Genomic DNA, 20,933 nt, shown 5'->3' on the forward strand with positions numbered 1-20,933 from the left:
TTTTACAATTTTTGAGCCTTAGATTTATAGGATTTTTTTAACGCGACGAAGCATTATTACTTCACAACTTCCAGTTTTACTCATTAACAGTTCTTAAATAATCCTTTACTGTTATCAAATAATATATACTATAGATAAACAAATATGCTAACATTATAATTACATATTCCTTAACAATTTTCAGCTCCATTAATTTGCTTATAGAAAATGACGCTGCGTAGGTATTTAAAGATGCTAGTAAAAATGGAACACCAAATAAAATTAAATTTTCTATTAATACTGCCTTTTTTATTTCATGTTTACTGACTCCTATTTTTCTAAGGATCATAAAATTTTTCTTGTCTTCCTTTGCTTCCATAGACATTTTAAAATATATTATACTGCCTGTTGCCATTACAAATAAGATTCCTATAAATAGTCCTGTAAATGCAAGTACCCCCATTATCTTCATTCCACTGGTATAATGCTCATAAAAAGTTGCTAAACTATCTTCCTTAGGCATATCCCTTTGTAGTTCATTAGTAAATTTTTCAGCCCTAAAATCATTTTTAAGTATATACCCTGTAACATTAAAAAAGTTTCCAGCTCTTGCCACTCTTTTAATATTCTTATATACCTTATCGCTTACAATTACTATTTCTCTGCAATGATCTATGGCTATAAAGTTTTTTGTATCTGAATTAGTTATATTAAGGTTATAATCTTTATTTCCAAATTTAAAACTTATATTTTTATTAATATTTCCCTTAGGATTGCCCGACATAGTGTCTAATGCAACATAATAACATTCATTATCATTTAAATTTACTTTCCTATTTACTCCCTCATATGAATTAATTTTATTAAACTTACTTTGATTTAATATTGAAACGTCAGATTTGTTATTATAAAATGGTCCATTAGCAGTTACTATAACAAAGTTTATAACTGCTTTATTTTTAACCGAAACTTCTTTATGTTCCTTCAAAGCATCATTAAAAATTTTATCTGAATTTTGATTTCCATTTACGTATTCCACTGAAAATGGGCACAAATTTCTTGCATTTTCTATAGATTTATTAAACCCTCCAAAGCAAAATAGAAGTGCACACAATGCAATAGTAGTAGTTACTGTTATTATACTAAGGCTTCCTACGTTTCCTCTATATCTTTGATAAATCTGGGATATTGGTATAAGTCTAATTCCTTTAAAAATATATGGTTCATTTTTCTTCATTATATTTATAATCACAGCGGTAATAGCAGTGAAAAATAGTATTGTACCTATAACGATAAGTAATACTACTTTAGGTGCCAAAATTATGTTGTCCCCAAGTTTTTTTATGGCAAGATAGTATCCAAAACTCATAAAAATAAAAGAAACTACGCTCATTGCTAAAGTTAACATTGATATCTTTAGCCCTTTTTCTATCTTTTTAGATGCATTAAACATATCTATAAGACTACTTCTACTTATAACAAAGTGACCATGAATACTTATTATACAAAATATAATTGTAAATACTATAAATGATGAATCAAACGCTTTAAGACTAAACTGAAATTCTGCTATACCTTTAGTCCTCATAAGTTCAAATAGCAGCATAATAAAAAATTTATTAAAAACAATGCCTAAAATTATTCCACTTAAAAACGACATCAATGTAATCATCAAATTTTCAAAAAAATTGAGAAAAGCAACCTGCTTTTTAGATATTCCGAGCAACATATAGGTTGCAAATTCTTTTTTTCTAGCTTTTATAAAAAACGAATTTGAGTACCATATAAAAAATACAGAAAATAATATGACAAGCCCTAAACCTATCTTAAGTAAAATCATACTTGACTTCATTTTACCAAGTGTATTTTGAACATTTTTATTATAAGTTATAGATATAAAAAGGTATAATACAAATACACTAAAGCTTGAACTTAAAAAATATGCCCAGTAATTTTTAAAATTACTTTTTATATTACTCACTGCCATTTTACATAATGTCATCCGTATCACCTCCAATAATAGAGAGCACTTTTAATATATTCTGATAAAAATCTGCTCTGCTTCTATCCCCCTTATATATTTCATTAAATAATCTTCCATCTTTAATAAATATCACTCTCCTGCAATAAGAGGCAGCAAAGGCATCGTGTGTTACCATAAGAATTGTAGCTTCATTTTTTTCATTTAAATACTTTAAAGAATTCAAAAGTTCTTTAGATGCCTTCGAATCTAATGCTCCTGTAGGCTCATCTGCAAGAATTAGTGAAGGTTCTGTTATCATCGCTCTTGCCGCAGCAGCTCTCTGTTTTTGTCCTCCAGATACCTCGTAGATATGCTTATTTATTATTTTATCTATACCAAGTTTTGTGCTTATATCCTTGAGCCTTTTTTCAATAACATCATATGGTGTTTTAGATAAAGCCAAAGGCAAAACTATATTTTCCTTAATAGTCATATTATCAAGCAAATTAAAATCTTGAAATATAAATCCTAACTTTTCTCTTCTAAATTTTGATAAGTTTGGTTCTCTAAGTCCCACTATATCTTTTCCATCAATAAATACATTTCCTGCAGTTGGTTTATCAATAGTTGATATAACATTTAAGAACGTAGTTTTTCCCGAACCAGATGGTCCCATTATCCCAACAAATTCCCCGCTTTCTACTTTTAAATTAATATCATTAAGTGCTGTATATTTCACTCCTCCAAATTTAGAACCATAAACCTTTTTTAAATTTTGTATATTTAAAACTTCCATTTTTATACCTCCATCGCGTTTCACTATATTTAAATTATATAAAAAAGCAAAATGTTCAGCCATTTTTTTGACTTACATTTTGCTTTTCAAACTTACATTTTTGTAAGCTCGTAATAATCACACCACTTTGGAAAATGTATATAAAACTTAGTTCCCTTGTTATATTCAGATTCTACAGTAATGTTATGTCCCAATTTTCTAGCAAGCTTATAGGATAAATACAAGCCCAATCCTGTAGCCTTTGAATTTTCTTTTCTTCCATTGTATCCTGTAAAAGATTTAGCAAATATTCTACTTAAGTCTTCTTTCTTTATTCCTACACCAGTATCTTCTATTAATAATATTTTTTCATTATCGCTTTGTGATGCTCTTATTAATATTGTTCCACCTAAACTTGTGTACTTAAGAGCATTAGAAATAACCTGATTTACTATAAAAAGAAGCCACTTTTTATCAGTATCTACGCTAAATCGACTGCCTATTTCTAATTTTAATTTTATATGCTTTTTTATAAATATGCTTGAATGAATTTTTATACTTTCCTTAACTAACTTGCCAACATCAACCTCAGAAATTATATAGTCTTTTGAAAAATCATCACTTCTTGAATAATAAAGAACCTTTTCAACATAATCATCTATTTTATCTATCTCTTCTTTAAAGGATTTTAAATTTATTTCTCCACTTTCAAGAAGAAGCTTCGAGGTTGCTATTGGTGTTTTTATCTCATGTACCCAAGCTGTTACAAAGTCATTATTATCATCAAATTTCTCTTCTAAATTATTTAATTTTTCAGTATAACTCATATACAAGTCTTCTATCATAGACATATAAATTTCATCTTTATAATCAAAAGGGCTAGGTAAAATAGGTGTTTTGTCTTCACCCTTTTTATAAAGTAAAAGTTCTTTTATATATCTATTTTTTATGCTGTAATCATAAAAAATAAATATGCACATTAAAAATATTGAAACAAAAATCATATATACAATATTTGATTTAGCCATTCTATTTCGCTCATCCAAGTAAGTAAACATCGAAACAAATGTTATTAAAAGTATATAAAATATTATAAATCTTATATTATCTCTTAAATATTTAATAAGTGTCATTTTATAACATATCCTTGATTTTTTATAGTCTTTATAAAATCTACAAGTCCAATTTCTTTAAGCTTTTTTCTAAGCCTATTTATATTTACTGTAAGTGTATTATCATCTATAAAATTCTCATCCTGCCAAAGCTCCTGCATTATATCTTCCCTGCTTACTATATTGTCGTGATTCTTGACCAGCACATAAAATATCTTAAATTCATTTTTTGTAAGTTCTATATTTTCATCATTATAATAAACAGTATTATTCTTTAATGAAATAACAACATTTTTAAACTCAAGCATATCTAAGCTTGTCTCACTATATGAATAAGTTCTTCTTAAAAGCGCATTTATTTTAGCTACAAGAACCTCAATAGAAAAAGGCTTTGTTATGTAGTCGTCTCCTCCCATATTCACAGCCATAACTATGTCCATATTTGAATTTCGTGAGGATAAAAATACTATAGGTATCTTTGATATGCTTCTTATTTTACTGCACCAATAAAATCCATCACAAACAGGAAGATTTACATCCATTAAAACAAGCTGAGGCTCTACCTTTACAAATTCCTCAAAAGTACTATTAAAATCTTCTACAGCATAAATCTCAAAAGACCATTTCTTCAGCGACTTTTTTAAAATACCTCTGATTTTTTCTTCGTCTTCTACAATCATTATTTTATACATAACCCACCACCTTTGACAGAGTACAGAGTAGAGATAACAGAGAGTACAGTTATGGATGACTTTTCTTCATTTCTCTACGAAAAATCTTTAATTAAAAATTTCATCGACTGCACTCAATACAGCGTCAACTTTACATTTTAGATTTTCCGTCAAAGCAGAAAATCATCCATAATTGTGGACTGTGAACTGTGCATTGTGAATTAATTATGGTATTGGTAGTAATAACATTTAAGTTTTCCGTTATACAATTTTCTATTTTTATCAGCTTTTCTTCCAAAGAGTTCTTCAAACTTTTCATGAGCTGTAATTACAAAATAAGACCAATTATCGAGCTTTGAAAAAGTCCTCCCCATATCCTTATATAATCTCTCTACCTCTTTTACTTCTCCAAGTCTTTCACCATAAGGTGGATTAGTTATTATGAATCCTCCCTTTTTACTAGATGAAAAGTCTTGCATAGAAAGTTTTTGAAAATATATATAATCAGCTACACCAGCCTTTTTAGCATTGGCCTTGGCAGTTTTTATTACCCATCCATCTATATCAGAGCAAAGTATATTAAACTCCTTATTATTTATAGAATTTCTTGCATGCTTCCTTAAATCACTCCATAAATCTTTAGAAATTATATCCCATTCCTCAGATACAAACTTTCTCTTCAGACCTGGTGCAATATTCTTTGCTATCATAGCAGCCTCTATAGCTATTGTTCCAGAACCACACATTGGATCTGCAAGTTGAATTTCTGGAGTCCATTTGCTTAAAAGTACCATTGCAGCAGCTAAAGTTTCCTTTATAGGAGCGCCACCAGAATTTTCTCTGTAGCCTCTTTTGTGAAGTCCCTCCCCAGAGGTATCTAAGGTCAAGGTAACTATATCCTTAAGTATGCCAACCTCTATTTTGTATTCTGCACCATATTCTGTGAATCTTTCAAGGTTGTATTTTCTCTTCATTGCTTCAACAACAGCTTTTTTTACTATTCCCTGGCAATCTGGAACACTGTGAAGCTGTGATTTTATAGATTTTCCTGTAACATGCATATAAGCATCCTGGGGCATAATATTTTCCCATTGTACTTTTAGAGTTCCTTGAAATAACTCCTCAAAACTTTCTGCTTTAAATTCTGCCATTTTTATTAAAACTCTATCTGCAGTTCTTAGCCACAAGTTGCAGGTTACTATATCCATTTCGTCACCCTCAAAGGTAACCTTACCATTTTCAATCTTTAAATCATCATATCCAAGTTCTTTAAGTTCTTTTGCAACTACAGCTTCCAAACCAAAAGTCGAAGTTGCTATTAAAGTAAAATCCATTTTGTACTCTCCTTATTCTATCTCTCATATAATTCTATTGGTAAATCATCGGGATCACTAAAGAAAGTGAATTTTTTTCCAGTAATCTCGTCTACTCTAACTGGCTCAACGGCTACATTTTTATCAGCAAGTTCCCTTATTGCTTGCTCTATACTATCTATCTCAAAAGCCAAGTGTCTGAGTCCTCTTGCTTCGGGATAACTAGGCCTTTTAGGAGCTTTAGGGAAAGAAAATAATTCTATTTGATATTTATCTCCAACTGCTAAATCTAGCTTATATGATTTTCTATCCTTTCTGTAGGTCTCATTAATAATTTTCAAACCTAAAATATTAGTATAAAATTTTTTAGATGTTTTATAGTTTGAGCAAATAATTGCTACATGATGAATTCCATTTAGTTTCATTATCTATATCTCCAATTTTATTATTTGCTATTTTATAACTAATTCAACAGGGCAGTGATCTGATCCCATAACCTTTGTATGAATGTTAGCACTAACAAGCTTATCCTTAAGCCCTTCTGATACACAGAAATAGTCTATGCGCCATCCTGCATTCTTTTCTCTGGCTTTAAATCTATACGACCACCAAGAATATATTCCTTCTTTATCTGGGTAAAAATATCTGTAGGTATCTATAAACCCTGCTCCTAAAAGTTCTGTGAATTTACTTCTTTCTTCTGGTGAAAAGCCAGCATTTTTTGTGTTTGTTTTAGCATTTTTAAGGTCTATTTCCGTATGAGCTACATTCATATCTCCACATACAATAACAGGTTTCTTTTCGTCCAAATTCTTTAAGTAATCTCTAAAGCAGTCTTCCCATTCCATTCTATAATCTAGTCTAGCAAGTTTCTCCTTTGAATTTGGAGTATAAACAGTAACCATATAAAACTCATCAAATTCTAAAGTTATAACTCTTCCTTCCTTATCATGCTCTTCTATATTTATTCCATACGTACAATTTATAGGTTTAATTTTTGAGAATATAGCAGTACCTGAATACCCCTTCTTTTCTGCATAATTCCAATAATCATAATATCCATCTAATTTTAAATCTATCTGTCCTTCTTGAAGTTTTGTCTCTTGAACACAGAAAATATCAGCATCTACTTCCTTAAAATAATCTAAGAATCCTTTTTGAACACATGCACGAAGGCCATTTACATTCCATGAAATTAATTTCATTTTGTTTTCCCTCCCTTTATTTATAGTACACAATTAAGTCTGCGCATTGTATACTTATTTTTTATAAGTTAAATGTTATGAAAAACCCTTTACTAATTTTAATGTTTCAAATGGTTTATCTCTATTATCTCATATTTCACATAAAATAAAAAAGAGCTTGTACCAAAATTATCAATTCTATTATTTAGGTACACACTCTTCAAATAGCTTCCTAACGAGCAATCCTTAAAGTCCATTAATAAATAACACATAGACTTAGGAGGTATTCTTTTAAAACATAGACTTATTTTAATAAAGTTCCTTACTAAATTCCTTTAAATTTTTGACACTATTAGTTATATTATCAATAGATGCGTTTATTTCTTCAGTTGATGCTGCTTGCTCCTGACTTATTGCCGCAGTTTCCTCAATTGCTTTAGATATTTTGTCCATAGACTCATTTACTTTATCAAGAATGTCCTTTATTGTAGAAACAGATTCCTTACTTTGATTTGCCAATTTTCTTACTTCAGCCGCTACAACAGAAAATCCTTTTCCATTCTCTCCAGCTCTTGCAGCCTCTATTGCCGCATTAAGCCCCAACAAATTTGTTTGATTTGCAATGCTCTTAATAAGTTCTAGTACTTTATCTGTTTCAGATACCGTTTCAACTGTTTCTTGAGTGAGCTTCATTACATTTTGCTGATGCTCCGCAAGTCCTACAGAAGCATTAGCTATTTGATGCGTATTTTCAGAAACATCCGTTATTATATTATTTAATGAGTTTATATTTTCAAGCAATTTTGAGTTTCCAGTTGTATTAATTCCATTAGATATTGAACCTATAATTTCATTTTTTGAATTCTTTATTGGAACAGCTATTACTTTAAACTCCTTACCATACACTTCTTTATCAATTAATTCAGTTTGAGGTTTGTTTGCATCCATACACTTTTTTACTACCTCAATTAATTGTTCATTCTCAGGTCCACAATAAAAAGAATGCTCAGCATTTGAAGCAAAAATTCCCTTTTCCGTATTTGTAAGCGCAACCGTACAATCATTCATCATCAATTCATTTAGATATGGCATAACCACCCTAAAACACCTTAATATCTCCTCATCAGTTAACTTCTTTTCAAAATATTCCTTATAATCCATATTTATTCCCCCTCTAAGCTTTGGATAAAAGCTTCTTTCTTCTTATTTTGCAGCTGCTAAACCACTACAATTATTAATTTGCATAGACCTCATAACACTTTGAAGCATGTATAAATTAATTTTCACAGCCGTAACCCTTTAAAAGAACTTTTAATTTAAAAACATACTTTGAAGTTCTTCACTGGATGACTCAAGTTTTTTTATTGAATCATATATATTTTGAATTTTTGAATCTTCTTCTTCTATATTAGCAAGAACCTCCTCCGTTGCCGCCGAATGTTCCTCAGAAATACTCGCTATATTTACGCACCCTTCATTAATTTCTTTGAATACCTTTGATACATCTTGTACAAGTTCAAGTTCCTTTGAAATATATTTATTTATATCTCCAAAAGACTCCTTTACCTTTTTAAAGCTGCCATTTGCTTCTTCTGCCATTATTTTACCATCTTCAGTTGTGTTCTTGCCATTTTTTACTTTTTCAACAACAGCTTCAGTTTTTTCATTAACTTTAACTATAATATTGTTAATTTCTTCTGTAAATTTACTACTTTGCTCCGCAAGCTTTTTAACTTCATCTGCAACTACTGCAAATCCCTTACCATATTCCCCTGCTCTAGCCGCTTCTATGGATGCATTCAATGCAAGAAGATTAGTTTGTTCTGATATTTCGTTTATACCTGATAAAAAAGCACCTATCTCTTTGATATTTTCTCTAAGCTCCTGAGTAGTTTCTAGAGATTCATCCATTGTTTTATTTATTAAATCTATTTGATTATACATACCTTCTATCTTCTCTGATCCATCTAAAGCAACTTCTGCAGCCTTTTTAGAAATATCATTCATGCTAACTGAAAATTCATACGTATTTGAAACTTTTTTATTAGCTCCATCCACTAATGTATTTATATTATTCATACTTTCTGACTGCTGGGTAACACCACTAGCCACCTCATTAATTGTAGACATTATGTCCTTACTAGATTCACTTAAAGCTTCTAGATTATTTTTAGACTTTTCTATACCATCATTTAACACTTTTGTACTTTCTTTTACCAATTTACCTGACTCTGTTATCTTCTTAAGAGCTTCTAAATTACTTTTTTCAACTTTGGAAATTGAATGTACAAGTTCATTTCCCCATTTAGTGAGAAAAAATAAGATTATAATAGACAGATCGATGCACATCATAGAATTTGCAAAATCCTTATATGCCATAAGTGGACTTACAACTTGTATAAGTACAATTCCTATATTAATACATATTCCTATAGACAAAACAATCCACTTTCTCATGTATAATGCGGCATCGCACATTACAACAAAAATTGATAAAACAGTTAAAGCTCTATTGATGTTTTTACCACATAATATAACATATAAACTAGTAAAAAGCACACAAAAGACTGTTATAAACCCTATAGCATTTTCAAACTGCTTTTTCTTAATGAAAATTATCGAAATACTCGCTCCGATAATTAAAACTATTGATGGTACAAGAAACATACTTGTTTGACCTGTGGTTAATCCAAAAATAAGCAAAGCAATACCACACATTCCAACTATTAAGGTATTGATTTTATTCACCTTATTATTGTAATTTAATATTGCATTATTCTCCATAATTGCTCAACTCCATTCACATTTAAAGCGATAATCTTATCTCTTTTAATTTTTGCTTTCTTAATTCCTTTGTAAGTTCTGGAAGAGGCCATTCTATATAGTCAATTTCTTTTTGTTCTTGCTTAAGTTCTGGTATTTCGTATATTTTATCAATAGCCTCTTCTTTGCAGTCTACCCACTGACCAGCTTTAATTAACTTTCTTTTTATAAAATAAGTCCTTAATGTCTCTATAATAAGCTCAATAACATATTTGTTTTTAAAAGATAGTAGGGGGAATTTTTCTCCTACCGCCTTAAATGGCATCAGCATGCAGCTGCTTGGACTACAGCATCCTTTGCCATTATATTCGCAAAATGGTTTTAACCTTTTAGTACATTCGCCTATAGTTAATCTCTTTATTTTCATGTTTTTTATGTCTTCAATTTCATACGCTTTTCCATCTCTATCAAAATAATATGTTTTATCTCCTACCTTTACACCACTCCCGATTATTACAACAAGTTCAAAGTTTCTATCAAGATTTTTAACATACCTCATAATTTCAAAAGATGTCTTTGTTGCTGCCAGACATCCTCCATCACAAGCTTTTTCTATTATCCTCACTGTATCGGGCGTTACATTGTCAACATCATTTATTACAGGTGCGTTATTTAACATATGTCCAACTAACACTTTTACATTTGGAAAATTCTTTTTAAAGTCATCATCCATTAAAGAGGCCTCAGCTTTTCTAAAATGAACAACTTTTTCGGTTCCAATTATATTAACCTTGTTATCATTAAAACCTCTCTTAACTGCCTCAACCATTAGTTTATTTTCCTCTGGGTCAACACCCATCATCCTAGTAGCTACTCTATCTGTTTCAACACTGTTATTTCCGCTTATGATCACCCTCATATCAACTGGATCAACTGGTGCAGGGGTACAACCCTCTCCACCTATAATTCCATCTATAATAGTTAAATTTGGTTTAAACAAATATAATAAATCAACAAGCTTTTTATTTATATTATAATTATGGTTCCTTTGTCTTAAATTATAAGGAATAATACCCATGGCATTTTTGAAACCTAAGGTAACTCCTGTGTATAAATTAGTTTTCATTTTAGGTACAGAGACATAAAAAGCATTACCATCTATGACACTTTTCATTATTTGAGGAATGTATACTTCTTTCATAACCTCAGCTTTCGGCAGCATGTACCTAATTACCGGCTCATTTTCTAAAGCAATGCACTTCACATTGTAATGCTGAGCTACTCTATCAATACCACTTACTTTAAAACTTACATTAGTAGGCATTCCTTTTCCTGAGGATTCAATGATTACTACATTTTCACTAATCCTTTTAAAGTAAGCTACTATACAATCAAAAACTCTTGGATCTGTAGATTCTGGATAATCATCATCTTTAAAGCCCATCTTGTGGTATACAGAAACAAGATTAGGTTTTATTAAAATGCCTTTTCCTTTCATTTTTTCTACAAAATTTATTTTATTATTTAAATCATCTAAATTTTTATAAACCGTTTCCTTTATTGCCTTAACATCTTCCCTTGAAAAATACTCTTTACTTCCGTAATTTTGCGGCAGCGCAGCATAATCTTTCAAATAATTAATCTTAGGTGCTTCAGAAATAACAACATAACTTTCATCTTTCAATTTATTTCACCTTCATTCAGCATAAAAAACATTCTATCATTCCAATTATCGTATATATTAGCATATATATGATATTAACTTTTATAATTTTTTGTTTAATTATTATGTTATTCTCTAATAAAAAAAAAGACAGAGCATAATCTCCATCTTTCTTTATACTATGTTTTAAATAAACGTTAACTTTTTAACATAGCTTTATTTTAAAATTTTTCTAAAAAAGTTTTGCACATATCGTGCTCACATTTAAAACCAAAATGTTGTAGAGCTTTCTGAAGGGCAAATAGCGTGTAACTTACCTTATCTGGATATGCATTTTCACCCATATGCCCTATTCTTAGAACTCGTCCCTCAAGGTATCCAAAGGAACCAGCTATCATAACATTGTAATTTTCAACCATGTAATCTCTTAATTTTTTATCATCTATCCCGTGAGGTACTTGCACAACTGTTACTGTATTTGAAAATCCATCCTTCATATACAAACTAAGACCCGCATAAACAACTGCTGCTCTGGCTGCAGAAGCTATTTTATCATGTCTAAGCAGTATATTATCATCCTTTAATAAATTATCTATTGCTGTGCTAAGCCCAACTATATCACTTATAGGTGGAGTATATGGAAACCATTTATCTTCATAATAATTTTTCCAAGAAAGAAGATTACAATAAAATGATGCTATAGGGACTTTTCTATTTTCCATTGCTTTAAATGCATCATCGCTTATACTTACAACCGTGAGTCCAGGAGGCGCTGAGATACACTTTTGAGAACCTCCAAGTGCTATATCTATCTTCCAATCATCTACTTTTATTTCTTCTCCTCCCATAGCTGCAACACTATCTACAACGGTAAGTATTCCTTTTTCTTTTAATAGTGGGCATATTTCACTTATGTCATTTAAAGCTCCAGATGGAGTATCACAGTGAACAACTGTAGCATATTTAAAGTCACTATCTATATCTAAAAAATTCTTCAGCTCTTCAATATTTATTTTATGTTTCTTGTCACCTCTAAAGAAGAAGGGTTCTCCTCCATATAGTTTTACGAAATCAGCAAAGCCTTCTCCAAATATTCCATTTTCAATAACTAATACCCTATCTCCAGGTTCTGTAAGTGAAGCACATGCTGCCTCAAGTCCAAGTATTCCTTCTCCACTTAAAACTCTCACTTCATTTTTGGTTTTTAACATTTTTCCTATCTTCTCACAAGTTTCTTTGTAAAAATCGTAAAATTGAAGGTCAAGATCAGGATTTGTAGTTTGGGTAGCTCTTGAAAACCTAACATTTTCTTTAACCTGTGTAGGCCCAGGTGTCATTATCATAGGTACCTTCACAAAATTCACCTCTTAAATACATTTTATTTTTTACTATTTCGCCATTCTTGTAATGTTTCATACTTATTTTGGGCTGTATCATAATATAATATTTGCTTGCTATCCTTATTAATTGCGAATCTATATATATTAACATTATGGTCCGTATGATTTTCTCCAACGTAAATAATATAATAATCTCTCAAGTAAGTATCACTTGACGATGCTTTTGGAGAACGTTCTACATACAAAATGGGTTTTACATTTTTATTCTTTGATAATGTATCTACAAAGCTGCTAACCTCAGAAACATTTTGCTTAAGATAACTTATAAGTTCATCATTACTAATAGTACTTGATGTACTTGACGTATTTGATGCTAAGAAGTATTGACTGTCTTTATTATATTCTATACTATCTACAGTTTTTTTATCTTTGCACTTTACTTTTATATCTATATCCTTATTTTCATCTTTAACTTCATAATTCCAATATCCATTAGCCGCTGCTATCTTTTCCATAAGACTTGAATAATAAGATTTATTTTCATCATTTAAATCTTTATTTAGACTTATATAGAATATAGCATACGTCTTATTATCTTTAAGCTCTACTTTATTAAGCTTAATATCTTCAGCCTTAAATACTTCTTTAACTGGATGACTCCAATTATCTATATCCGTAATAACTTCATCATCACTTTCTGTGTCAGATGTTTTGCTTGCTGCTGGTGTTGTTTTATTTGTCGTGCTAGCTGTAGTCTTAGCTTTATCAGAAGCACTTTTATTAGTATTGTTAGAATTACTTCCGCATGCTGAAAATGTAACAGTAGCAATTAACAAGGTTAAAATCAAAATAGCTCTTTTCATGTCATATCCCTCCCTTATATATATATTATCGCTTAAAAAACAAATTTAAACAACAATTTCTTTCAGTATAAATTGTTAAAATTTAATATACAATACTTTTAAAGCATATGTTAAAATAGTTACTAAAACTATGTAATTTAAGGAGTGTTAAATGAATGGATAGCCACAATTATCTTAAATCGAAAATAAAAGAAATATGTGAGAACTATGACAGCTCCTCTACAGGAGGCTGGATTACAGGCGATGGTCCAATACCTGCAAATATAATGTTCATTGGTGAAGCACCAGGTAAAACTGAAGTAGAATCTGGAAAACCTTTTGTTGGAATGGCCGGTAAAACTTTTGAAGGATATTTAAATTCTATAGGTTTATCAAGAAAAGATATCAGAATAACAAATACTTGCTTTTTTAGACCTATAAAAATAAATTTAAGTAAAACAGGTAAAACTACTACGAGTAATAGACCTCCTAAAACCTCAGAAGTAAATCTATTTAGACAGATTCTAGATGAGGAAATAAAACTTGTAAATCCCAAAATAATTATAACTCTTGGTAATGTTCCATTAAAAAGGCTTACAAGCTTTAAAAACATAGGAGAATGTCATGGCAAGCTAATTTATGATGATAACTTAAAAAAATATATTTTTCCAATGTATCATCCTTCAGCATTGACTTATAACAGAAATGGCTCTTTTAAAGAAATGTATGAAAATGATTGGAAAGCTCTGCAGGATGCTATTAATAAGGTTTTAAATAAATAAAATTTACTTTAATAAATGGAAGGAAGGTGAAAAACGCTGTAAATCAGCGTATGCTTATGGAAACAAAAAAAGCTCTAAAAACTTTATGCTTCTGGGTAGGTCTAGCTATTGCATTTAATATTGGCATCTATATATTCATGGGAAGAGACCACGCCCTTGAATTCTTTGGAGGTTATATAATTGAACAAAGCTTAAGTCTAGACAACTTATTTGTGTTTTTACTTATCTTCGAAGGCTTTGCCATAAAACCTCAGTATCAAAAAAGAATCCTAAGCTATGGAATTTTTGGAGCTATAGTACTTAGGCTAATATTTATAGTCTTAGGCGTAGCAATAGTAAATAAATTTCATTGGATTTTATACGTATTTGGCATAATTTTGATAGTAAGCGGAATTAAAATGTTCTTTAAAAAAGAAGAAAGCACAGACTATAAAAACAGTATTTTCTTTAAGGGATTAAAAAAAATAATTCCGGTCACTGATGAATTAGCTGGGGAAAAGTTTTTCGTAAGAAAAAATAAAATTCTCCATGCCACTCCACTTTTTGCAATACTCGTTATAATTGAAGGCTCTGATGTTCTATTTGCCATAGACTCAATCCCTGCTATTTTTTCTATAACAACAAATCCATTTTTGGTATATACCTCAAACATATTTGCAATTTTAGGTTTAAGAGCTATGTACTTCTTGCTTCAAAAACTTCACAACAAATTTGAGTATGTTAAATATGGTGTGGCATTAATTTTGGTCTTTACAGGAATAAAACTTGGCATACTATTTTTCCATATTGAAATATCACTTGGAGTATCGCTAGCAGTTATTTTCTTGACTTTGATACTCAGTATAATCTTTTCTATGATTAAAACAAGTAAAAAATAATAACCAACTTAATGACAAGTGACAGATATCAGGTTTAGAATAGATTCTTTCCATTTGCTTGACTTGTCACTTGTCAACTAATTAAAGCATCCAAATTATTTTTTTCATTTTAACTCTTCAGACAATATACCTACAAGGTGCTGTATGATCCTATAATTTTAACTAAACTATGTTTGCTTATAACTTCAATAGCTTGTCTTACATTTTCTTCTTCAGGATAAGAACCGTCTATATCAATAAAAAAATAGTATTTTCCAAGGCCCTTTTTAGTTGGTCTAGATATTATTGATGATAAGTTTATCTGTCTCTGGGCAAATTCTTCTAACACTCTAAATAAAGCACCTGGTCTATCATCTGCTGCATCCATTATAGCAATAGACGTTTTATAATGCTTTCCCTTTCTACAACCTTCTTTTTCGTCCGCCGAAAGTACTATGAATCTAGTTTCATTTTCATCTGAATCTGTAACACAATTAATACTAAACTTAAGTTTTTCAAATGAATTAATCATATGTTCAGGAATTATGGCACCCTCATCTTCTAATCCTTCTTTTATCTTTTGGACAGATTCACCGTTGCTTTCAGTTGTTATGATTTTTACATTTTTAAAACTCTCTAAAAACTTACAGCATTGCCCTTGAGTTTTAAATTGAACGTATATTTTTTTAACTTCTTCTATATTACTGTTTGCAGCAAATGCAAATTGTATAGGAATAACAAGTTCATTTATAATATTTACCTTTTTTTCAATCAACAAATCCAAAGTAACTTGTACAAATCCATCTAATGTATTTTCAATTGGTACAATTCCTATATCACATTCATCTCCAATGGCATTAACTACCTTTGTTATTGTAGGATAAAATATGCTGTTAAACTCCTGATTTGTTTTCTTTTTATACTTTTCTACTGCGAGTTCACTAAAAGTCCCTGCTGGCCCCAGTACTGCTGCTCTAATCATACATATTCTCCCTTTCCTCAGAAAACTTCACCTTTGTTTAAAGATATTTTACTCTATTAAACTATTAAAGGCAATGACAGCATCTACATTATGCTATTTTAAATTTTATTTAGACACTTCTTTATTAAATCAATAGTTTTTTGCACATCTTTTAAATTAACAGTTTCTTTAATAGTTCCTTTATTTTGACATGGTACGGCTATTGTGCCTGTAGGTACTCCTCCCACTTCCTTATGTACTGTACTCCCATCGCTTATTTCATCTGAAACACATAGCTGAACACTCATATCCATTTTTTTAGCTTCCTTTATTAACAGTTCTTTTATGTCGCTATGCATAATAAGCCCCTTTTGCATTGCAATTATTACCGGTCCATTGCCAAGCTTTATGTACTTTTCATTTTCAGTACTAAGTGCAAAGCATAGATCGGGTTTAATATCAAAGGCTGCTGCTCTAGCTCCTCTTGCTTCAAGTTCTCCTTGCACAGAGAATACAAAATACACCTCTTTGTTGTATTTACAAGCATCCTTTATAAGTCTGAGCATTACATAACATGCTATTCTATTACTTAAATTTGAACCAACTATATTATCCTCTTCTTCATATATGCTCCCTTTAAAACAAGCTGCATCTCCTTCCTTCACATAGTTAAGTGCAGCTTTTCTTGTCTTAAAGCCCAAATCTACATATAAATCTCTAAATTCATGTTTTCCTTTATCATAGGATAAAACCTCTCCAGAAACACCACTTTCAAATTCTACGAGTTTATTTACAACATTATCTGCCTCAATATCTCCTAAGTTATGAATTCTGACCTTACCATCTTCCTCAATATAATATGCAATTAAACCCTTCACATCCATATTGATAGATACCATTACTTTCTTTTCTCCGCAGCCTTTTTTTACTATTATGTTTCCAAGCTTATCCTCTGTTATTTCACATTCCATATCTTTTAACTGTTGCTTTATAAACTGAGATACTTTACTTTCATGTCCACTTACTCCAAAAACTTCAACAATATCCTTAAGCAATTTATCCATTTTTCCACCCCTTTAATTCAAGTTGCAAATGTATTTTTTTAAAAGTTCAACTGTATTTTTAAAATCATTAATACTTGCTACTGAAACTGATGAGTGTATATATCTACATGGTACAGATACAGTTGCAACTTTAGCACCATTTCCAGATGTATGAATGGCACCAGCATCATTTCCTCCTGCAATGGCCCTTCGTCTTTGATATGGTATGCCATTTTTTTCAGCGGTTTCTATAATATCATTTGTAATGTCAACATTAAATATGCTTGTTCTATCCATTATTGATATAGCTGGTCCTTTTCCTATTTCAGTCGCTCTTAAATGATCTTGTATTCCCGGCATATCTGCGCATATTGTACCTTCAATGGCAATTCCTATATCCGGACTAATTTGAAAGGCGGAAACATATGCCCCTCTATCACCTATTTCCTCCATTACATTAAACGCAGCATATAAATCACAATCATAATTTTCCTTAAGCACCTCAACTAAAACTGCGCATCCCGCCCTATCATCAAGAGCTTTTGCCTTTACAAGTCCTTCTCCAAACTCTGCAAATTCTGTTGTAAACACAGCATAATCTCCTAATTTAACGTATTTCTTAGTTTCCTCTTTAGATTTAGTTCCTATGTCTATGCAGCATTTATCATAACTTATACTATTTTCCCTCTCATCGCTGTTTTGCAGATGAATAGGCTTCAAGCCGATGACCCCTGGTATTTTATTTTTACCTATATAAACCATCTTAGATGCTATTATCTTGCTATTGATTCCTCCCATAGCCGCAAATCTCATTGTTCCATCATCATTTATTCCAGTTATTATAAATGCAACTTCATCCATATGCGCATCTATCATAACCTTTTTACCCTTGCCTTTTTTATGGGCTATAATATTTCCAATTCTGTCGACTTTTATTTCATCAACAAAGTCCTTTATTTCATCTTTTATAAGTTTTCTCACTTCATCCTCATATGACACAGGTCCTGATGCATTACAAAGCTTTTCTAAAAACATAATAATTCCTCCACATCTATACTGTTTAATTCCTGTATAAACTTTGATATAAGAATTCCTGTATTATTTATATCATCAACACTAACAAGTTCAACAGAGGTATGCATATATTTTATTGGAATTGAAACAAGCACTGAAGGCACTCCTGATCTTGAAATTTGTGTATCCCATGCATCACATCCTGTATTCCCAGGTTCAACCTCAACCTTATATTTGATTCCATAGCTATTCGCAGTATCTATTATCTTTTCCATTACCTTTCCGTGTATATTAGGCCCAATACAAATTACAGGACCTCCTCCGATTTCGTTTTCTCTATCTGTATCTCCAAGCTTTCCACCATCAAAAGTAACATCTATTGCTATGCAAATATCTGGATTTAAATTATACGCTGCCATTTTGGCTCCTCTATGCCCAACTTCTTCTTGTGCCGAACAAACAAAATACACTTCTACATCATGTGCTACATTCTGAAGTTCTTGTGCACAAACATACATTGCTGCAATACTTGCTCTATTATCAATGGCCTTACAAGTTACCGAATTATTAAAAAGCTCGTAAAAATCTCTTTTTATAGTTACATAGTCTCCCACAGAAACTATTTCCTTTAGTTTTTCAGTACTATAACCAGTATCTATTAAAAGCTTATCTGCCGGTATCGCCTCTGTTCTTTCTTTTTGATTCATAAGGTGAGGAGGTTTTATACCTATAATTCCAGATATATCTTGTTTTCCATGCACAATTACTTCTTGTGAAATAAGAGTTTTAGCATCTATGCCTATTGGCTTAAACGTTAAAAATCCCCTATCTTCAATGGAAGTTACAATAAGCGATACTTCATCTGCATGTGCCATAAGCACAACTTTACATTTACCTTTTCCTTTCTTATGTACGTAAACATTCTTCATACCATCAATTGCAATATCTCCAAAACTAGAAAATTCCGTTTTAATTACACCAAATAAGTTATCTTCATAACCACTTGGTGCATTTTTTAAACAAAGTTCTTTTAATAATAATTTACTATCCATTACTTCACCCGCTTATTAAAATCTTATATATATTTTAGCATACCTTATTTAAAAAATTTCTAAAAAGGTGTATAAAAAAATTTTTTAAGTCAATAATTACCAATGTTAAGGAAAGAGGTGCTTAATTTGAGCAAAGGTAAATTATTGTTTATATTATGTTGCATTTTTGTTTTTCTTGTAGGAAGCTATGCAGTTTACTATAATAAATATGAAAAAAACAATATATTAAAAAAAGTTTCTCAATCAAATCTAGTGCAGCAATCATCTAGTAATAATATTGCTACAAATGATAAAAGAACAACTCAATCAAATAGTGATAAAACTAGTGAAACTTCAGTTAAAACTAATAACTCCATAAACTCTTATGAGGTCGTAAAAACAGTTTCTGAAGATTCTGATTACGTTTATATAAAATATAGATTAAAAAAAGGAGATCATCTATGGAGTTTAGCTGAGCGCTTTATGCCAACATATAAAACTTCAGGAGTTGTTAAAGAAATAGAAAAACAAAATTCTTTAAAAAACGATAACGAAGTTACAAAAGATGCTTCTCTTATAATACCAGCAGAAAAAAAAGTTGTTAATAATTAATTATTAATTCTTATATTTCCTCTGCCTATAATTGGAGAATTATAGGCAGAAATAAACCTTAATCCCCAATTATTAGTATAATAAAAGACCTAGCCATAACTCCCCCTTGGCTAGGTTCTTTTCTACGTAAAGATACTATTTTATCAATTATTCCTTAATCTAAATTAGCATCGACCTTCCATTTAGTATTATTTCCAATACCAATCACAGACTCTTCTTCAATATTTTCTAATGCCTCATTTATTCTATCCTCACTAGCTAAGCCTCTAAATTCTGTAATATATTTCTATTCCTCTGTTTATTTGCTACCCTAGCTATATGCCCTATAGATATTCCTTTTCCTGTATAGTTTCCCATCTATATGAATATAAAAACATATGTTACCTTGCTCCAAAACTTTCTCCAATTTAAAAATCGCTACTTTAATATTTTCCACTGTAACTAGACCTCGATAATATTACATTGATATTACCCAAATAAATATCTCCCTTTTCCTTCTAATCAACATAATCATAAATAAGCAGCAACTTTCTAATTATTTGTACTTCTAACTAATAGTATAGTCAGATATTATTCTTCTAATTGTTAATCTATTTTTGATAGAAACCTATCTTATTAAATTTATACCATTCATTAATCTTACTTTTTCTTTTAATTGTAGAGGACATATAACTTTAACTTTGTCCTGCATGCTTATAACCAAATCCACAATAAAATCTAAATCACTAACTTGAAATATTATGCATCGCTTTTTTCATTGCTGCTTCTCCAAAAAAACTTTGCATCAATTTTATCTGTTAGAAAAAATTCATTAACAACGTCATATTCTAATGTAACATTATATAGGGCTTTTAGAAATATACCCAATACAAATACACTATTAAAGTACACATAAAAAATTTTAAAAATAAAAGATGTGTATTTCAAATTTATTGAAATACACATCTCTTGTTTTGGTGGCTTATCGGGGAATCGAACCCCGGACACCATGATTAAAAGTCATGTGCTCTACCAACTGAGCTAATAAA

At 30.5% G+C, this 20,933-nt stretch carries 20 protein-coding genes; 3 read left to right on the forward strand and 17 right to left on the reverse strand.

All coding sequences use genetic code 11. The features are described 5' to 3' along the window. Positions 1 to 76: 76 nt before the first annotated feature. The 12 genes from LQK79_RS19080 to LQK79_RS19135 all read right to left on the reverse strand — a co-directional run bounded on the left by LQK79_RS19080 (position 77) and on the right by LQK79_RS19135 (position 13,626). On the reverse strand, positions 77 to 1,981 hold the full coding sequence (locus LQK79_RS19080; protein ID WP_231017527.1) for an FtsX-like permease family protein: 1,905 nt from the start codon (positions 1,979 to 1,981) through the stop codon (positions 77 to 79). Then, positions 1,968 to 2,738: an ABC transporter ATP-binding protein gene (locus LQK79_RS19085; RefSeq protein ID WP_231017528.1), complete on the reverse strand. Its 771-nt coding sequence runs from the start codon at positions 2,736 to 2,738 to the stop codon at positions 1,968 to 1,970. Before LQK79_RS19085 ends, LQK79_RS19080 begins: the two co-directional genes overlap by 14 nt. Before the next feature lie 92 nt (positions 2,739 to 2,830). After that, the gene (locus tag LQK79_RS19090) at positions 2,831 to 3,745 is read right to left on the reverse strand and encodes a sensor histidine kinase (RefSeq protein ID WP_231017529.1); all 915 of its coding nucleotides are present in this window, start codon (positions 3,743 to 3,745) and stop codon (positions 2,831 to 2,833) included. A 101-nt stretch (positions 3,746 to 3,846) separates the two neighbouring features. Continuing rightward, entirely contained in the window at positions 3,847 to 4,521 is a 675-nt protein-coding gene (locus LQK79_RS19095; protein WP_231017530.1) for a response regulator transcription factor, read from the reverse strand. 200 nt (positions 4,522 to 4,721) lie between these two features. Then, positions 4,722 to 5,834, reverse strand: a complete 1,113-nt coding sequence (locus LQK79_RS19100; protein WP_231017531.1) for a THUMP domain-containing class I SAM-dependent RNA methyltransferase — start codon at positions 5,832 to 5,834, stop codon at positions 4,722 to 4,724. Between the two features lie 17 nt (positions 5,835 to 5,851). Continuing rightward, the gene (gloA2, locus tag LQK79_RS19105) at positions 5,852 to 6,238 is read right to left on the reverse strand and encodes an SMU1112c/YaeR family gloxylase I-like metalloprotein (protein ID WP_231017532.1); all 387 of its coding nucleotides are present in this window, start codon (positions 6,236 to 6,238) and stop codon (positions 5,852 to 5,854) included. 27 nt (positions 6,239 to 6,265) lie between these two features. Continuing rightward, positions 6,266 to 7,018, reverse strand: a complete 753-nt coding sequence (locus LQK79_RS19110) for an exodeoxyribonuclease III (protein WP_231017533.1) — start codon at positions 7,016 to 7,018, stop codon at positions 6,266 to 6,268. Between the two features lie 288 nt (positions 7,019 to 7,306). After that, positions 7,307 to 8,158 carry a methyl-accepting chemotaxis protein gene (locus LQK79_RS19115; protein ID WP_053242698.1) on the reverse strand — a complete coding sequence of 284 codons (852 nt, stop codon included), beginning with the start codon at positions 8,156 to 8,158 and terminating at the stop codon, positions 7,307 to 7,309. Between the two features lie 150 nt (positions 8,159 to 8,308). Further along, entirely contained in the window at positions 8,309 to 9,781 is a 1,473-nt protein-coding gene (locus LQK79_RS19120) for a methyl-accepting chemotaxis protein (protein ID WP_053242697.1), read from the reverse strand. 22 nt (positions 9,782 to 9,803) lie between these two features. Then, the gene (locus LQK79_RS19125) at positions 9,804 to 11,444 is read right to left on the reverse strand and encodes a DUF362 domain-containing protein (RefSeq protein WP_231017534.1); all 1,641 of its coding nucleotides are present in this window, start codon (positions 11,442 to 11,444) and stop codon (positions 9,804 to 9,806) included. Between the two features lie 200 nt (positions 11,445 to 11,644). After that, a complete protein-coding gene (locus tag LQK79_RS19130) occupies positions 11,645 to 12,778 on the reverse strand; it encodes a pyridoxal-phosphate-dependent aminotransferase family protein (RefSeq protein WP_053242695.1) in 1,134 nt (377 codons plus the stop codon). Between the two features lie 23 nt (positions 12,779 to 12,801). After that, on the reverse strand, positions 12,802 to 13,626 hold the full coding sequence (locus LQK79_RS19135; RefSeq protein WP_053242694.1) for a hypothetical protein: 825 nt from the start codon (positions 13,624 to 13,626) through the stop codon (positions 12,802 to 12,804). 155 nt (positions 13,627 to 13,781) lie between these two features. On the opposite strand from LQK79_RS19135, the gene LQK79_RS19140 reads away from it, so the two are divergent. Together LQK79_RS19140 and LQK79_RS19145 are read left to right on the forward strand one after the other, a co-directional pair. Then, positions 13,782 to 14,387, forward strand: coding sequence for a uracil-DNA glycosylase (locus LQK79_RS19140; RefSeq protein ID WP_053242693.1), 606 nt, complete (start codon positions 13,782 to 13,784; stop codon positions 14,385 to 14,387). Positions 14,388 to 14,443: 56 nt separating this feature from the next. Further along, positions 14,444 to 15,265 carry a TerC/Alx family metal homeostasis membrane protein gene (locus LQK79_RS19145; protein ID WP_084757162.1) on the forward strand — a complete coding sequence of 274 codons (822 nt, stop codon included), beginning with the start codon at positions 14,444 to 14,446 and terminating at the stop codon, positions 15,263 to 15,265. A gap of 130 nt (positions 15,266 to 15,395) precedes the next feature. On the opposite strand, the gene pheA is transcribed toward LQK79_RS19145, so the two are convergent. From pheA to LQK79_RS19165, 4 genes are all read right to left on the reverse strand, one after another. Then, positions 15,396 to 16,226, reverse strand: a complete 831-nt coding sequence (gene pheA / locus LQK79_RS19150) for a prephenate dehydratase (RefSeq protein ID WP_053242691.1) — start codon at positions 16,224 to 16,226, stop codon at positions 15,396 to 15,398. 98 nt (positions 16,227 to 16,324) lie between these two features. Further along, positions 16,325 to 17,269, reverse strand: coding sequence for an aminopeptidase (locus LQK79_RS19155; protein ID WP_053242690.1), 945 nt, complete (start codon positions 17,267 to 17,269; stop codon positions 16,325 to 16,327). A 12-nt stretch (positions 17,270 to 17,281) separates the two neighbouring features. Then, on the reverse strand, positions 17,282 to 18,283 hold the full coding sequence (locus LQK79_RS19160; protein ID WP_053242689.1) for a M42 family metallopeptidase: 1,002 nt from the start codon (positions 18,281 to 18,283) through the stop codon (positions 17,282 to 17,284). Continuing rightward, entirely contained in the window at positions 18,274 to 19,314 is a 1,041-nt protein-coding gene (locus tag LQK79_RS19165) for a zinc-binding metallopeptidase family protein (RefSeq protein ID WP_053242688.1), read from the reverse strand. Before LQK79_RS19165 ends, LQK79_RS19160 begins: the two co-directional genes overlap by 10 nt. A gap of 102 nt (positions 19,315 to 19,416) precedes the next feature. Here LQK79_RS19165 and LQK79_RS19170 point away from each other — a divergent pair, with 102 nt between their 5' ends. Beyond that, positions 19,417 to 19,905: a LysM peptidoglycan-binding domain-containing protein gene (locus LQK79_RS19170; protein WP_231017535.1), complete on the forward strand. Its 489-nt coding sequence runs from the start codon at positions 19,417 to 19,419 to the stop codon at positions 19,903 to 19,905. Between the two features lie 738 nt (positions 19,906 to 20,643). On the opposite strand, the gene LQK79_RS20990 is transcribed toward LQK79_RS19170, so the two are convergent. Then, positions 20,644 to 20,772 (reverse strand): hypothetical protein, encoded by a 129-nt coding sequence (locus LQK79_RS20990; protein WP_269144217.1) that lies wholly within the window; start codon positions 20,770 to 20,772, stop codon positions 20,644 to 20,646. Positions 20,773 to 20,933: the final 161 nt, after the last annotated feature.

The sequence above is a fragment of the Clostridium guangxiense genome, assembly GCF_021043395.1.
In the GTDB taxonomy this organism is placed as follows: Bacteria; Bacillota; Clostridia; order Clostridiales; family Clostridiaceae; genus Clostridium_S; species Clostridium_S guangxiense.